Here is a 15,566-nt window from a genome sequence, read left to right on the forward strand (position 1 = left end):
AAACGTCGCCGTCAGCGTACTTCTCTGGCATTGCGCGAATACTAAAACCCTCTCGAACACTCCGTAAGTCTCGGGTAAGGCATCTCTCCGTAAGGTGGCGTCTCGTCACGAACGCGGGTGTCGCGTGTGCGCCACTTACCGATCAACCCCCTATTTCTCTGCCTTCGGTGTTGATCGGCCGGGCGTGTCAGGCCTTAATGTCGAGAGAAAAATCATGGTCAAACTGCTGTTGTGGTTTCCACTTGTTCTGGGTGTAGCGGGTTGCGCGAGCATCCCAAGAAGCGAGATGCCGGAATCCAGGTTCGCTTCGCTGGATTGCGCGGCGATCGCCAACCAGTTGGATCAAGCGCGTTCTACGCGTGAGCATGCCGCCCAGGCGAAGCGCGGCTCCTGGAAGGTCATCATCCCCATTGCCATTGGTGTTCGCTACTTCAATGCCGCGAGTGTGGAGACCGAGGCGGAGGAAAGGGAAGCCCATCTTCTACGGGAGCAACAGGAAAAGAGCTGTCCCCCGGCTTCCCGTTTGAACAAGCGCGCACAGCCTGCCGGCGACCGGAAAATGACACCGGTATCGGTTGTGTCGTTTCCGTCTCCTCATGATTGGCCCATCTGGGTCGCGCAAGAAAAGGGCTATTTCGAACGCAACGGCCTATCTGTTTCGCTGACGCCAACGCCGGATTCCAAGTTTCAACTGACCGGACTCATCGAGGGCAGCTTCGACATCGCAATGACCGGCATCGACAATGTCATCGCCTATACAGAAGGGCAAGGTGAAGCACGGACCCAGGCGAAAGCGGACATATTCGCCTTCATGGGCGCCAGCAACAAAGGTTTCCTCCGGCTGGTGACTTCGCCTGAGGTGAAAAGCTACACCGATCTCAAGGGCAAGCAGCTCTCCGTCGATGCTCAGACAACAGGCTACGCATTCGTCCTGCGCAAGCTTTTGAAGGAGGGCGGCCTGGAGGCCTCGGATGTCGAGTTTGTCAGCGTTGGCGGATTGCGGCAGCGCTTCGACGCGTTAATCAAGAACAAGCAGGCCGGCACCCTCCTTATTTCGCCATTACACGCGACCGCTCAACATAAGGGCTTCAATGTCCTTGCCAATGTGGAAGATGTACTTGGTCATTATCAGGCTTCGGTGGGTGCTGCGCGTCGAGACTGGGCAAAGCACAATCAGGCCGAGTTGGTCGGCTATATCCGCGCGTACACGGACGCTATCAAATGGCTCCGGGATCCAGCAAACAAGGCACAAGCCATTGCGATCCTGAGCAAAAACATGCCGAACCTGACGGAGCCGATGGCCAGCCAGACTTACGAAATACTGTTGGTGCAAAAGGATGGCCTTGATCCTCGCGCAGAACTGGATATCGCCGGCATAGAGACTGTGCTTGCCCTGCGCAGTGAATATGGCAAGCCGCAGAAGGTTTTGGGCGACGCCGGGAAGTACTACGATCTGCATTTTCATGGGCAAGCGATTGGGGCCGTGGAACCTCCAGGGAACGGGTCCGGCCGTCGGTGATCGACACCCCATCGAATTTGGCCACGGCACTCTGTTGTCTATCAATTCGTTACAAATAATCGCAGCTGCGCACCTCGGTGTGGCGGCACAGGGAGGCATTTGTTCGCACTTGCAATTCGATCTTCATAAAAACGTAACACGACTGTTGCAGAGTTCCCCAGCCCGTCATCACAAGGAATTTCTTTCAATGAAAAGTTTGATGAAATCTGCTGCGCTCGCCGTTACGTTTTCTCTTTGTGCCACTTCGGCGACATTCGCTGCAGAAAGCGTCCGTCTGACGGGTTCTGGCGCGAGTTTTCCGGCGCCGATCTACCTGACCTGGTTCAAGGATTTCAGCAAGAAATCCGAAGGTGTCACTGTGGATTATCAATCCAAGGGCAGTGGCGCGGGTGTACAGGACTTTCTGAATAAAACCGTTGATTTCGCCGCCAGTGACTCGGCGATGAAAGACGAAGATATCGCCAAGGTTGCCGAAGGCGTGCAGTTGCTGCCGATGACCGCTGGGGAAATCGTGCTGGCCTATAACCTGCCAGGCAACCCTAAAGGTTTGAAATTGCCACGGGATGTGTACTCGAACATTTTCCTGGGCAAAATCACCCGCTGGAACGATCCGCAGATCGTCGCCGCCAACCCGGACCTGAAACTGTCCGATACGCCGATCACGGTTGTGGTGCGTGCGGATTCCAGCGGTACGACCGCCGTGTTCACCAAGCACTTGGCGACCATCAATCCGGAGTTCAAGCAGGCGCTGGGGGAGGGCAACACTGTCAATTGGCCGGCCAGTGACAAGTTCATCAAGTCGCCGAAGAACGATGGTGTGACCGCTACCGTGCGCCAGACGCCGGGCGCGATTGGCTACATCGAATACGGCTTCGCCAAGCTGGCCAAGGTTGACTTTGCCCAGTTGCAGAACAAGGCCGGCCAATACGTAGTGCCGAACGCCGAAAGTGGTGCCGAGGCCCTGGCTGCAGTGAAAATGCCGGAAAACCTGGTGTCCTGGTTGCCTGATCCGGACGGCGCCAAGTCCTACCCGATCACGTCCTACACCTGGATGATCTTCCGCAAGGACAACGGCAATCCGGCCAAGGCCAAAGCCATGCGTGAAATGGTCGAATACAGCCTGGTCGAAGGGCAGAAAATTGCCGATTCGATGGGGTATATCCCGTTGCCGCAGTCGGTTGTCGAGCAGGTTCGCAAAGCGTCCGCCAACATTCAGTAACGCCTGAGGCCTCTCTCGGTGTGCGCTGTCAGCATGCCGGGAGACTTTCCCCCCTGTTCCGGACTTAGCCAATGAACAAACCCTTTGTCGTACCGGTTAATCCAGATTCTGCCTGCCAACCACCGTCCGCGAAGGACTTCCTGGTTGATCGCACCTTTCGTGCGCTTGCGCGTATTGGGGTGGTTCTGGTTCTGGCGTTGGTATTTGCCCTCGTGTTCGAGGTGGGGCGCAAGGCGCTTCCTGGCATGGAAAAGCACGGCTTTGATGTGCTTCTCGGCACTGTCTGGGACGTTAACCAGGGTAAATACGGCATCCTGCCGGCTATCTGGGGCACGCTCTACAGCGCTCTGATTGCGTTGTTGATTGCGGGCTTTTTCGGCGTCAGCATGGCGATTTTCCTGACCCAGGACTTCCTGCCTCCCAAGCTCGCCGCCATTTTTCGAACCATTGTCGAATTACTCGCGGCCATCCCCAGCGTCGTCTACGGCCTGTGGGGGATCTACGTGGTGATCCCGGCGATTCGGCCGCTGACCACCTGGTTGAACAGCGAACTCGGCTGGGTGCCATTTTTCGGCACATCCTTGAGCGGGCCGGGGCTGCTTCCTGCGGCGCTGGTGCTTGCCATCATGATTCTTCCGACCATTGCCGCTGTTTCGCAGGATGCGCTCACGGGCGTACCGATGAAAACCAAGCAGGCCGCCTACGGCATGGGGACCACCCACTGGGAAGCGATCCTCAAGGTGATGGTGCCGTCGGCCGCCACGGGTATTTTCGGCTCCTTGGTCCTTGGCTTGGGGCGTGCGTTGGGTGAGACGATGGCCCTGGCCATGCTGGTAGGCAACGCGAATAACATTTCCCTTTCGCTGTTCGCACCGGCCAACACCCTGGCGGCCTTGCTGGCGCTGAACTTCCCCGAAGCCGGGCCGAACGAGATCGAAGTGTTGATGTATGCCGCACTGGTGCTGATGTTGATCACGTTGATCGTGAACGTCTTCGGCTCCTTGATCATGATGTACGCCCAGCGGGGTAACAAGTGATGACTGATCTGACTGCTGCAACAGACTTGACGTCTCCAGCAGGCGCGATGCCCAGCCTGCAGCGCAAGTTCGAGGGCCGCGCCCTGCGCAGCCTGATCTTGACCACCCTGGTCTGGGGCGGGGCGCTGCTGGCCAGCGTGCCGTTGGTTTCCGTGCTCTACATGCTGATCACCCGCGGCGGCGCTCGCCTGAACCTGGAAGTCTTCACCGAACTGCCGCCGACTGGCTTCGAGATGGGCGGGGGCTTCGGCAACGCAATGGCAGGTACCTTTGTGATGGTGGGTATCGCGGCGGCAATCGCGGTGCCGGTTGGCATCATGGCGGCGATCTTCCTGGCGGAACTGGGGCCGGACAGTAAGCTGGCGAACGCTGCGCGTTTTGCGGCCAAGATGCTCACGGGGCTGCCTTCGATTCTGGCCGGGGTGTTTGCTTACGCCCTGGTGGTGATGACCACCGGCACTTATTCGGCACCGGCCGGTGGCGTCGCGCTGGCAGTCCTGATGCTGCCTATCGTCGTGCTGACAGCGGAAGAGTCGATGCGGATGGTGCCCAAGATCATGAAGGATGCCGCCTATGGCATGGGCTGCACCCGCTCGCAGGTGATCTGGAAAATCGTCCTTCCCACCGGCATGCCGGCGATCCTGACCGGCGTCATGCTGGCCGTGGCGCGTGCCGCGGGCGAAACCGCGCCGCTGTTGTTTACCGCGCTGTTCAGTAACTACTGGATCTACCACCAAGGCAGCCTCGAGGTCATGAACCCGACGGCATCGCTTGCAGTGCTGATCTACAACTTCTCCGGCATGCCTTTCGACAACCAGCTCGAGCTCGCATGGGCGGCCTCACTGGTGCTGGTGATGATCGTGCTGGTCGTGAATATCATCAGCCGTATCTTCGGCAAGCCCAAGTATTAAGAACGGGAGCATCTGATCTTGAACGTATCCACTGCGCAAATAGCCGCTCCGTTTGTCACCCAGGCGCCTGTAGTCATGGACTGCAAACTGGACAAGATTTTCTACGGCAACTTCATGGCGGTACGTGACAGCCATGTGCCGATCGAGAAAAACAAGATCACCGGTTTCATCGGGCCTTCCGGCTGCGGCAAAAGCACCGTGCTGCGCAGCCTCAACCGAATGAACGACCTGGTGAAAGGTTTCCGTTTCGAAGGCCACGTGCATTTCCTTGGGCAAGACGTCTACGGCAAGGGCGTTGATCCGGTGGTCGTGCGCCGCTACATCGGCATGGTGTTTCAACAGCCGAACCCGTTCTCGATGAGCATCTTCGACAACGTCGCGTTTGGCCTGCGCCTCAACCGCTACAAAGGCGATATAGGCGATCGGGTCAAGCACGCGCTGCAAGGCGCCGCCCTGTGGGATGAGGTCAAGGACAAGCTCAAGGTCAGCGGCCTGTCGCTCTCCGGCGGCCAGCAACAACGACTGTGTATCGCCCGCGCCATCGCCACCGAGCCGGAAGTCCTGCTGCTGGATGAGCCGTGTTCGGCACTCGACCCGATCGCTACCCGGCGGGTCGAGGAATTGATGGTCGAGTTGAAGAAGGACTACACCATCGCGCTGGTTACCCACAACATGCAGCAAGCCATCCGTGTCGCTGACACAACGGCGTTCTTCTCGGTGGATATTTCCCAGGGCACGCGCACCGGCTATCTGGTTGAGATGGGCCCAACGACGCAGATCTTCGACAACCCACGTGAACAGATGACCGGCGATTACATCAGCGGCAAGTTCAGCTAACACACCTCCGGTCAAGGCCGCATACCTGCAGAAGCCAAATGGATTTGGCGGGCATCCGGTAGACATTTACCAAGCGTTTCCAAGGAGCACCAATGCCTGCTACGCATCGCCTTGATTTGCCTGCGATTGAACGTGCACTGCGTGAAGTGCAAAACCGCTTCACCGAGCTCAGCCGGCACTTCACGGAGCCGCGCGATCCCTTGACTGACGAAGTGCTGCAAAATGTACTTGAAGGCTACGCGTTGATTGACGACTATGTTGCCCGCGGCGTTGATCTGTTTGACCTTCAGCAACTGAACCTGATGCTCGAGATCAACGCCACGGTGCTTTGTGGCCGAGACCCGGCGCGCCGCTTGGAATACGCCCAGCACCTGGCCGCGACCGAGGCGCATTTCTTCAACAACGTTGAGGGAGGCATCAAGGACTTGTTCAATTGGTATTGCGCGTATCGCAGCGAATCCGTCTGGAAGCGTGCGGCTGGCGTTTATGTGCGCATTCTCAGCAAGCCGCAGTTGTTCATTGAAGGGAACAACCGCAGTGGGTCGCTCATCGTCAGCTACCTGTTGATGCGGGCGGGGTTGCCTCCTTTTGTGTTGACACTGGAAAATGCCGAGGGCTACTTCAACCCGTCATCGGTTATACGCAACTCTGCCAAACATGGAGTCAAGGCGTTGTACGAATTGCCCAAGATCAAGAAAAAATACGCAGCTTTTCTAGAAGAACAAGCGCCTGACCCGATGAAGTTCTTTCTCAAAGGCAAGTCTTTGCCCCTCTCTCAAGGTGGCCATTGATGAGCGGGAATTCAGCGTTCGCCAAATGTAAAACCTTCGGCAGCCGGGCAGGGCAGGCCATCCGCTGCGCCATCCCGATGCAGATGTCCAGGCGACAGCGCATACGCATTTCGTTTGATATCGATGACACGCTCGCCTGCCAACTCCACCACTGCGAAGTCGAGCAAAGCCGATTGCCGGCCCGTGTTCATCGTTGGCTGGGTGAGCCGTTGCGCAGGGGAACACGTTCCCTGATCCGAGAGCTGCGCCGCCAGGATTGCAGCATCTGGGTCTATACGTCGTCCGGTCGCACGCCATCCTACATCCGGCGTTGGCTGTTGCTATACGGCATCCGCGTCGACGGTGTAGTCAACAGCGTGCTGCACAACCGCGCGCTGACGGTCCATGGGCTGTCGAATGCGCCTTCGAAATATCCGCCGGCGTTCGATATCGACTTGCACGTCGATGATTCCGAAGGCGTGCAGATTGAAGGTGAGGACCATGGCTTTCGCGTGGTCGTGGTGCATCCGGAAGATGAGGGTTGGGCGCAGAAAGTGCTGGATGCGGTCGACATCGTTCAGGCGCAGTTGGCTTGGCAGCAGATGCCCGTCCAGCGGCCTTCGTTGCGCCGGGTGCCGACTGCTTAGGACGTGATTTCGAGCCGCATCCCTTCTATACAAGCTCGCGGACTTGGCTCCATGTAAGGTTGAACCGAGCCAGAAACTTACGGATGCGGTCGGAATCGTTAGGTGATGCTTTGGCTGATCTGCTCTGTGAAAAGAGCTTGCGACCGGCGTCCGCCTGACTTGCCGCGGTGCTGCATACCTTCAACACCGACTCCAGTTGCAGGCGATCAAACAGGTCGACCTCAAGGCCTGCATTAGCCAGGTGTTCCGACAGTGGGTCCGAGGTGGTCGGCATCCGCCAGTCCAGACGCAGTCGTTCCAGTTCATCCTCCACAAGCGCCATGTCGATCCGGCCGCTGTCAGCCAATGTGGCCATCCGGGTGATCGACGCAGAGAGTTGTCGGAAGTTTCCTGGCCAACTGGCATCCCTGCCGGTAGCAAAGGACACATATCGGCGCCGAGCTTCGGCATTGAAGCGAACCCTATGGGCATGGTCCCTGGCATACCGCTGCAGTTCAAAATCGATGTTCGGCTCGATGTCCTCCCTCCGATTGGCCAGTCCGGGGAGGGCAAAGGTCCAGATGTTGATTCTGGCTAGCAGGTCCTCGCGAAACAGGCCTTCGATAACGCGCGCTTGCAGATCTCGATGGGTACCGGCGATGAGGGTGAAGTCCGACTCGACCTCTTTATCAGAGCCCATGGGCAAGAACCTCTTTTCCTCAATCGCTTTCAGAAGCATCGCTTGCTCGTCGAGCGGTAACTCTCCAATCTCGTCGAGGAACAAGACGCCTTTGTGAGCCGAGCGCAGTAAGCCCTCTCGTGCCTGTTGAGCGCCAGTGAACGCGCCTTTGGTATGGCCAAACAACGTCGACATCGCGGTATCACCGCGCAACGTGGCACAGTTCACCGCGACGAACGGACCATCGATCTGGTGACGCCCCCGTTTGAGCTCGTAGACCTGCCGTGCCAGGAAGGACTTTCCCGCTCCCGTTGGGCCGCTGAGCAAAATCGGTGCCCGGGATCGAACGGCGACCCGCTCGATCTGCTCTATCGTACGATTGAAGGCCGCGTTGCGGGTCGCAATGCCAGACTTGAGCAGTTTTGTGCCTTCCAGGCGCTCAGCGTGGAATCGCTTCGCGATCTGGTCGTAGCGCTGAAGATCGAGGTCGGTGACAACGTGTTTGCCGGCAGGCGCCGAGTCATCATTGCGCAGGCCATTTGGCTGTGTCTGTAACAGTTTGGCAGGGACGTGCCGGGACTCGGCCAGCAGGAACCAGACGATCTGCTGAACATGGGTGCCTGTGGTGATGTGAACAAGATAATCCTCGCGCTCCGTGTCAAATGGGTAGCCAGCCGAAAAATCATGGAGTGCGGCATAAACCTCCTCGAAATCCCAGGGGTTTCGCATCGCCATGGTGTGCAGGCGAACCTCGGTCTCTGGCGACACCTGGGCAATATCAGCCGCTACCTTCAAGGCGAGATCGGTGTCCCAGCGTGCTTCCCCGTGAATCAGTTCAAGGCGATCAATCACCAGGTCGGGCTGCTGGCACAGCGAGACAGTCGGACGCCATTTGTTCCAGCGCTGTTCGCCCTTGCCAACTCGGTCGAGCTTCGAGCCAAGGATTCCAATGGCGACTGTCTTCTTGATCTGCATTACGAGGTATCTCAAAAGATAGATTACGATAATGGAGTATAGTTTTTACATCCTGATTATGGGTAGCGTCGCTGCGTCATCATCCGTTGATTAGGATTTAAATCCTTCAATATCAATTGGATAAATAAAATACCCTCCGTCAGCCGTAACATTGGCATGCCGCTCGCTATAGAGCTCCCAAACAGACAATCACAGGAGCGAAAATGATGACCACTCAAACCTTCGAGCTGCTTGAAGTCGTAAACGGCAAGCCCATTAAAATGTGGACCCGAGGTGTCCCGGTTGAGCCAGAGGCCAAGCAACAATTGATGAACACAGCGCAGATGCCATTCGTGTTCAAGCACATGGCTGTCATGCCCGACGTTCATTTGGGGAAAGGCTCGACTATCGGCAGTGTGATTCCAACCAAAGGCGCAGTTATTCCGGCTGCTGTCGGGGTCGACCTCGGTTGCGGGATGTCGGCTGTGCGCACCTCGCTGCGCGCCGGCGATCTTCCCGACAGCCTGTTCGGCCTGCGTACCGCCATCGAGAAGGCTGTTCCCCATGGACGCACCTCGGGGCGTAGTGGCCGTGATAAAGGGGCCTGGGAGAGCGCCCCGGCGATTGTTGATCAAGCCTGGTCGGCGCTTGAGGGGCGTTTCAGCCTCATCACCAACAAGCATCCAAGCTTGGAAAAATCCAACAACCGCAAACACCTCGGAACGCTGGGTACAGGGAACCACTTCGTGGAGGTGTGCCTGGACGAGACCGACCACGTGTGGGTCATGCTGCACACCGGTTCCCGTGGAGTAGGCAACATGATCGGTACCTATTTCATCGAGAAGGCCCGCGAGGAAATGCGCAAGCACATGGTGAACCTGCCTGACCGGGACCTGGCCTACCTTCGAGAAGGCACCTCGAGCTTCGATGATTACGTTGAAGCTGTTGAGTGGGCCCAGGACTTCGCCAAGCAGAACCGCGCCGTCATGATGGTGGCCGTGTTGGACGCCGTACGGTCGATCATCACCAAGCCTTTTGAGTCACGGCTGATCGCCGTCGACTGCCACCATAACTACGTGGAGCGGGGCACCTACTTTGGAGAGGACATTCTTCTCACCCGTAAAGGCGCCGTCTCTGCGCAGAAGGGGCAGATGGGGATCATTCCCGGATCAATGGGCGCAAAGAGCTTCATCGTGCGTGGCCTGGGGAATGAGGAGGCGTTTTGCAGTTGTTCACACGGTGCAGGCCGGGTGATGAGCCGCACCAAGGCGAAGGCGGTGTTCACGGTCGAGGACCAGGTGCGGGCGACCGCTCACGTGGAGTGCCGTAAGGATGCGGCTGTTATCGACGAGATTCCGATGGCTTACAAGGACATCGATGCGGTGATGGCTGCCCAGCGCGACCTGGTTGAAGTGGTTCATACCCTGCGCCAAGTCGTATGCGTGAAGGGGTAACGCAATGCACCAGGATCTGATTCTGATCGACGGAACCCATGGAGGAGGGCAGGTACTTCGTACGGCCCTCAGCCTCTCGATGATCACCGGGCGGGCATTCCGGATGACGGGGATACGCGGCAAGCGCTCCCGCCCCGGATTGTTGCGTCAGCACCTGACCGCAGTACGAGCAGCGACTGAGATTTGTGGCGCTAGAGCCGTAGGGGCGGAACTCAACTCGACAGCGATAGAGTTCCATCCCGCAAGCATAAAGGGCGGTGAGTATGCATTCGCGATCGGAACTGCGGGTAGCACGATGTTGGTACTGCAGACGCTGCTGCCTGCACTTTTGCAGGCTGACGGGCCGAGCACAATCCGGATCACCGGCGGGACGCATAATCCCGCGGCGCCGCCCTTCGAGTTCATACAGCACGTGTGGTTGCCGCTGGTACGGCGTATGGGCGCGCAGGTGGAGCTTGTGCTACTCAATTATGGTTTTGTCCCCGGCGGTGGGGGCCTGGTCGAAGCCACTATTAGACCTTCGATCCTCAAACCGCTGGAGTTGGACGGAGGAATGGACCCCGTCACAATCATTTCGGCTGGAGCGCTGGTTTCAGCCATTCCTGTCTCGATTGGGAACCGAGAAGCCGATCGACTTTCGGCCAGGCTGAAGATCGAACGGCACGACCTCTCTGTGACCGATCTGGGTGACCGGGCGGGACCAGGGAATGTCGTGTCGATCACTGCCTTGAGGGCTGGCGTTACCGCAGTCTTTACCAGTATCGGCCAAGAACGAGTGCGCGCGGAGCAGGTAGCTGACGCGGCGATAGACGAGTTCACTGCGTGGGCCCAATCGAATACAGCTGTAGAAAACCACCTGGCGGATCAGATGATGTTGCCGATGGCAATTGCCGGCGCTGGCAAGCTAACAACGGTGCGCTTGAGCAATCACATCCGCACGAACGCTGCTGTTATCCAGCAGTTCCTCGATGTTGATGTACGTCTCACTCAATCTTGTGATCAAGGGGGCGTTGTTGTTGAGCTTCATGCTCGTTAGGAGTGCTGCATGATGGCCTTTTGCTTTCAAGCTGATCTCGCTAGAATCGTCTCCCTCTCTGTGAGCGACATTAATCTTTACGCAAGGAAGTCGATATGCAATTTGGAAAAGCCATAGGCCTTGCCTTGGCCTTGAGTCTCAGCGGATGCGCCAGTTTCACCAAAGATGAAGTAGCCCCCGTGAATCTGCCTTCGATGGCCAGTTACTCGAACAAGCCGAACGTTTATGTCGATTTCGATTTCTATCAAGGCGATCCCGACAATGCCAAAGCCACCGAGGTGCCGCAGGCTCGAGACATGCTCAAGCCTGATCTGAAGCGGACCTTCGATGAATCAGGGCTCTTTGGACGCGTAGTCTTCGACGAGTTCCAGAAACAACCAGGCGACTACAGTCTTCGATTGAAGGTCTACAACCATGCGCCAGGCGGTGGGCAAATGGTCCTGGCGTTCATCAGTGGCTTCACGTTCACGATCATTCCTGCGTTGGCAACCGACCAGTACACCATGAGCCTGGAAACTCTGGACGAGCAGGGGCAGCCGTTGGGCAAGACCAGCAATCATGACGCGATCAATACGTGGATGGGTATCTGGTTCCTGCCCCTGGCAGGTAATACGCCCAAGGCTGCCGTCACCGACACCTTCAACCGGCAAGTCAATGCGCTGTTGAAGAACTGGGTCGACAACAACCGCATGAAATACTCCGCCGTCGACACCCGCATTCCACGGGGCTGACGCCGATAGAAAAAGAGCCGCAATCGCGGCTCTTTTTTTTGGTCACTTCAACGCTTGAGTGAACTGTGGGTCGCTGTACAAACTCTTCAGCAAGTCTTGCAACATAGGGTTGTAGTTGTTCGCGGCAGCCGGAATGGCGATCGGACCGAAGAAACTGCTGTCCCAATCACGCTGCACGTCTTTAGTGGTTTCGTATAAAACCTGGTCACCTTTACGCAGCGTGAAGCGTGCAGCCACCTCGCCATGGCCGCTGCCTACGCCTGCGGTGAGCTGGCTCTTGACCAACTGAACCTGCAGCTGCCGGTCAGCGCGAGGATCCAACAGACCCGCTTGACGGAGCTCATCGTTGATCGCTGCCTGGATGTGCAGTGGAACGCTGCCCTCGGGCGAAGAAATCGGGTTCAAGCGCACCATCAGCGACCCTTGGCCCGTATCAGCATTGACCTGTGCCCCGCGTAGGGGCTGCATGGGCGCATTTTGCTTGAGCTGCTGAACGTTCTGGAAGTTGGGTTCATAGCGGGTCATGGTCACACCACAGCCTTGTAGCAGCAGTGCGCAGAACGGTAGAGCCAAGTAGAGCTTCTTCACAGCAAATCCTTATGTGCTTTTTGGAGGGCGTGATTATCGACTGATAGCCTTGAGCCATCAAGGGTTAGGGCATGGGGCGGTGCGTTAAGGGGAAGAAGTAAACACGACGTTTAACATAATATACATTATGTGTACTCATTAATGCTTCGGCATCACTGAGATCCAGGTTGTATCCAAGCTGTGGGCTCAGGCTGCTTCAAGGCATTCCAGTCCGCCGAACCAACCTTGACCCCAAATCTGGAAGTAATCGCGTTTTCTAGAGGTCTCGATTCCATAGGGTTCACTTTACTTCTCGCTTCATACGTTTTTCTCGGAATCACTTCGGCACGCTTGTCAACCGTTCAATGCCTATGCGTCACCGTCTTAGATTTGAATCATCCTGTAAAAGCGCTTGGAGACGTTGAGAAAGTCATTCAGGAATCGACGCTTGTAAATTTGCTTCCATGTACCATGAAACCACGCCTCACTAAACATACCGAAGAAATCGGACAAGTGGCTCCAAAAGTTTGCTGGAAGCGAACTTAGATGCTTGGCATCAAGGAAGTAATCCTAGGTGCATGGCATCAAATCTCAGGCGCGACACCTTTAATATTTAATGCGTAAAACTTCAATATAGTCCTTAATTACCGCACATTGAGTTCAGGTGGATGATCAGGTCATCGAGGCTACATTTTTGGCCATCGCACCAAGCGGATCGACACCATTCGGTAGGCTGGACACCCTCGTACATTTCGATTTAGCTTGCCGATATCGCCGCCGCTGCGGTCTAGATGTGGCCCACCCGTAAAAATGGCGCTTTAGGTGACGCCCACCGTCCCCAGCGCGAAAGCCTTGTAGGCCGGGCCTTTGCATGCAAGCAACGCCTCACGAATCTCCATAACATCGTTTTTTATTTCTGGCGGTACCGGTCAAAAACACATGGTTTGGTTCCGGACCACGATGGATGCCCGGCCTTGCGCTGATTCAAGCGTCGCGCCGCTAGCCAAATACCAACGCCGTCATGCACCAGCACCTTCATGCGGTTGGCCCGGCGGTTGGCAAAGAGATAGCCGCACCGAACATGGTAAACACCCGGGCCAGTGCAGTGTCAGTGCCGGCCCGCATGTCCATGGGCTGGGTGGCGAGCCAGATGGAGTCGATACGAATCATTGGGCCAGGCCACGAATAAAACACGCGCAGCCGTCCGGATCTGAGGCTGGCCATTTTACGGTGACGGATTTATCGCCCAGAGCCAGTTAGATGATCACCGTCTCTTCTGTTGCGCGCTTGGGTGCAGCTTGTACGGGGATAAAGGCCGGCAGAGTTGCGGGTGATTGATCCCGGTAAATTGGTAGCCACTTACGGATCACGTTGGCGTTGATGCCGTGATGGATGGCTACGCTGGAAATCGTCGCTCCAGGTTGCAGGCATTCCTGGACGACCTGGGCTTTGAATAGTTTGGGGTAAGAGCTGCGTTGGCGCATAGAAATCCTGGCGATAAGGGTTATCGCGTCCGCTTAATACGAGGACACCATCGCCCTAAATACTGGAGTTCGGTAGGTGTGTTCGCCATCCGCTTTCAATACATCAACAGGATCCGTAACAGCTTGCGCGACATAGAGCAGGAGTAACATCTCTTAGTCGGAGTGAGCCGGCCTATAGATTTGCGGGACTGATGCTTTCGCACTCTAAATGAATCATGCTAAAGTGCCATATTTTTAAGCATTGTAATTCGCGATCATTTTTCGTGAGTAATTTGCTTCCGCCTTGGTAATGGATTTTTAAGGATTGTGACATGCGTCGTATCTTAATTGCGTACAGTAGTCCAGCTGATGAAGAACCACTGCGGTTAGATCGCGAGCAACGACGCGTCAACCAAGCTATAGAAATAGAAAAAGCGGCGGCGCTAGTTGATTTTAAACAAGCGACGACCCTTGAGGATTTGGCGCGAGCGATAGCGCAAACCAAATATGATATCTTGCAGTTTTCTGGCCATGGGGACAGTGGCGGGTTCTGTCTTGATATGCCCTCAGGCGACGAGGGCCACTATGTCGAGTCCAAGCGACTGGCTGCACTGGTTGAGGCGACGCAGCCAGCGTTGTCCGCTGTCGTTCTTATGTCTTGTTATTCGGCAGATGCTGCAAAAAACTTTCTAAAAATTTCACCATATGTGATTACTGTTTCGGGGCTGGCTAATGACCAGGCAGCAATCGATTTCTCAGGTCATTTTTATGAGCACTATTTTAGAACGGGATCAGTTGAGATTGCGTTCAATTTTGCCAGCGCATTTGTGCATAACACACTGGATGTTAGTCTGACTAAGGGGGATGCGCACGAAAGAACAATTCCTCGTCTGGCGGTTTATCCTCATCCTCATAGAGATCCTCTTTATGTCGATCTCACAGAGGCGCGAGATACTATCGCAAAGCTTGATATATCCGAGGAGCGATTCTCATCAATAATGACTCGAAAATTGAAAGTTCACAAATGGATTTTTGATGGTGAGCGCGAGGATGTAATCTTACCAATTGCTGGTTACTTTGCTAGGTTTTCATGGAGAAATGCAAGGGATGTGGTTTACTGTCATTGGGTCTACAAACCCGATGCTGGGCTAAGTGTGGAGGTTTGTAGTTATATTGCGGAACTTATAGTTTGTTATAATGACATTTACGTTAGTTCTTATCGGCGCAGTGACAAGCCAGTGGCTCAGCAAGATCCACGAGCTTTCCGCTATGCGCTTAAGAGCCTTCATGATCTGAAAGATTATTTTCTGCTGAATGATTCCAAGTTCTCAATCTTCGAGGCAGTGAACCAGATTGGCGCCCGGATGTTATTGGCTACATGCGTCTCCAATTTGGCAAAGGCCGACCAGAAGGTGGCGCTTGGAGAACTATCCAGTGCCGTGATTTATGCAGAAACGGCGCTAAGCGCTATTCATGACGCGATCACGAGTCTTGTGGAGAGCATTTCGACCGGAAAATGATTTCCTATTGACGCTTTGCACATGATACCAAGCCTCAGCTGCAGGAGGGCAAGAGCGCGCGTGGATTCTTGCCTATCTTCATGAGATCTATCAGGCGCCGGTTTGGCGGAATAGCAGGTTCATCTGGAGCTTGTGGCAGTCCTGCTATCAGCTCCCGAGCTTTTGGTGAGCCGAAGGTTGCTCGCCTCCCCTGCCCGGATAACGCAGTTGAATATTACTCGATACACTCTAGTCAAGAAATGC

16 protein-coding genes are annotated in these 15,566 nt (G+C 55.9%); 11 read left to right on the forward strand and 5 right to left on the reverse strand.

The genetic code is table 11. The annotated features are described in order from the left end of the window. Positions 1–214 precede the first annotated feature (214 nt). From AC515T_RS14585 to AC515T_RS14615, 7 genes are all read left to right on the forward strand, one after another. On the forward strand, positions 215–1,519 hold the full coding sequence (locus tag AC515T_RS14585; RefSeq protein WP_496528862.1) for an ABC transporter substrate-binding protein: 1,305 nt from the start codon (positions 215–217) through the stop codon (positions 1,517–1,519). A 187-nt stretch (positions 1,520–1,706) separates the two neighbouring features. Next, positions 1,707–2,738, forward strand: coding sequence for a phosphate ABC transporter substrate-binding protein PstS (gene pstS / locus AC515T_RS14590; protein WP_496528863.1), 1,032 nt, complete (start codon positions 1,707–1,709; stop codon positions 2,736–2,738). Between the two features lie 71 nt (positions 2,739–2,809). Next, entirely contained in the window at positions 2,810–3,775 is a 966-nt protein-coding gene (gene pstC, locus AC515T_RS14595) for a phosphate ABC transporter permease subunit PstC (protein ID WP_053121235.1), read from the forward strand. After that, positions 3,775–4,686 (forward strand): phosphate ABC transporter permease PstA, encoded by a 912-nt coding sequence (gene pstA, locus AC515T_RS14600; protein WP_053121236.1) that lies wholly within the window; start codon positions 3,775–3,777, stop codon positions 4,684–4,686. The genes pstC and pstA overlap by 1 nt, the downstream gene beginning before the upstream one ends. 75 nt (positions 4,687–4,761) lie before the next feature. After that, positions 4,762–5,523 (forward strand): phosphate ABC transporter ATP-binding protein PstB, encoded by a 762-nt coding sequence (gene pstB / locus AC515T_RS14605; protein ID WP_025214260.1) that lies wholly within the window; start codon positions 4,762–4,764, stop codon positions 5,521–5,523. A gap of 92 nt (positions 5,524–5,615) precedes the next feature. Next, positions 5,616–6,314 carry a hypothetical protein gene (locus AC515T_RS14610; protein WP_496528864.1) on the forward strand — a complete coding sequence of 233 codons (699 nt, stop codon included), beginning with the start codon at positions 5,616–5,618 and terminating at the stop codon, positions 6,312–6,314. Continuing rightward, positions 6,314–6,940 (forward strand): hypothetical protein, encoded by a 627-nt coding sequence (locus AC515T_RS14615; protein WP_496528865.1) that lies wholly within the window; start codon positions 6,314–6,316, stop codon positions 6,938–6,940. Before AC515T_RS14610 ends, AC515T_RS14615 begins: the two co-directional genes overlap by 1 nt. A gap of 25 nt (positions 6,941–6,965) precedes the next feature. Here the strand turns inward: AC515T_RS14615 and rtcR are convergent, their stop codons facing one another. Continuing rightward, positions 6,966–8,573, reverse strand: a complete 1,608-nt coding sequence (gene rtcR, locus AC515T_RS14620) for an RNA repair transcriptional activator RtcR (protein ID WP_496528866.1) — start codon at positions 8,571–8,573, stop codon at positions 6,966–6,968. Between the two features lie 206 nt (positions 8,574–8,779). Here rtcR and AC515T_RS14625 point away from each other — a divergent pair, with 206 nt between their 5' ends. The 3 genes from AC515T_RS14625 to AC515T_RS14635 all read left to right on the forward strand — a co-directional run bounded on the left by AC515T_RS14625 (position 8,780) and on the right by AC515T_RS14635 (position 11,773). Beyond that, entirely contained in the window at positions 8,780–10,006 is a 1,227-nt protein-coding gene (locus tag AC515T_RS14625; RefSeq protein ID WP_496528867.1) for an RtcB family protein, read from the forward strand. A 4-nt stretch (positions 10,007–10,010) separates the two neighbouring features. Next, positions 10,011–11,042 (forward strand): RNA 3'-terminal phosphate cyclase, encoded by a 1,032-nt coding sequence (rtcA, locus tag AC515T_RS14630; protein ID WP_496528868.1) that lies wholly within the window; start codon positions 10,011–10,013, stop codon positions 11,040–11,042. A gap of 95 nt (positions 11,043–11,137) precedes the next feature. Then, entirely contained in the window at positions 11,138–11,773 is a 636-nt protein-coding gene (locus tag AC515T_RS14635; protein ID WP_496528869.1) for a hypothetical protein, read from the forward strand. A gap of 42 nt (positions 11,774–11,815) precedes the next feature. On the opposite strand, the gene AC515T_RS14640 is transcribed toward AC515T_RS14635, so the two are convergent. The 4 genes from AC515T_RS14640 to tnpA form a co-directional block, all read right to left on the reverse strand. Further along, on the reverse strand, positions 11,816–12,361 hold the full coding sequence (locus AC515T_RS14640) for a YajG family lipoprotein (RefSeq protein ID WP_496528870.1): 546 nt from the start codon (positions 12,359–12,361) through the stop codon (positions 11,816–11,818). 889 nt (positions 12,362–13,250) lie between these two features. Then, the gene (locus tag AC515T_RS14645) at positions 13,251–13,379 is read right to left on the reverse strand and encodes a hypothetical protein (RefSeq protein WP_496528871.1); all 129 of its coding nucleotides are present in this window, start codon (positions 13,377–13,379) and stop codon (positions 13,251–13,253) included. Then, positions 13,376–13,510 (reverse strand): hypothetical protein, encoded by a 135-nt coding sequence (locus tag AC515T_RS14650; RefSeq protein ID WP_496528872.1) that lies wholly within the window; start codon positions 13,508–13,510, stop codon positions 13,376–13,378. The genes AC515T_RS14645 and AC515T_RS14650 overlap by 4 nt, the downstream gene beginning before the upstream one ends. An 86-nt stretch (positions 13,511–13,596) precedes the next feature. Beyond that, entirely contained in the window at positions 13,597–13,824 is a 228-nt protein-coding gene (tnpA, locus tag AC515T_RS14655; RefSeq protein ID WP_496528873.1) for an IS66-like element accessory protein TnpA, read from the reverse strand. Positions 13,825–14,135: 311 nt separating this feature from the next. Between tnpA and AC515T_RS14660 the strand changes: the two genes are divergently transcribed. Next, positions 14,136–15,323 carry a hypothetical protein gene (locus tag AC515T_RS14660; RefSeq protein ID WP_496528874.1) on the forward strand — a complete coding sequence of 396 codons (1,188 nt, stop codon included), beginning with the start codon at positions 14,136–14,138 and terminating at the stop codon, positions 15,321–15,323. Positions 15,324–15,566 lie beyond the last annotated feature (243 nt).

It is taken from the genome of Pseudomonas sp. FSO-7 (genome assembly GCF_059579345.1).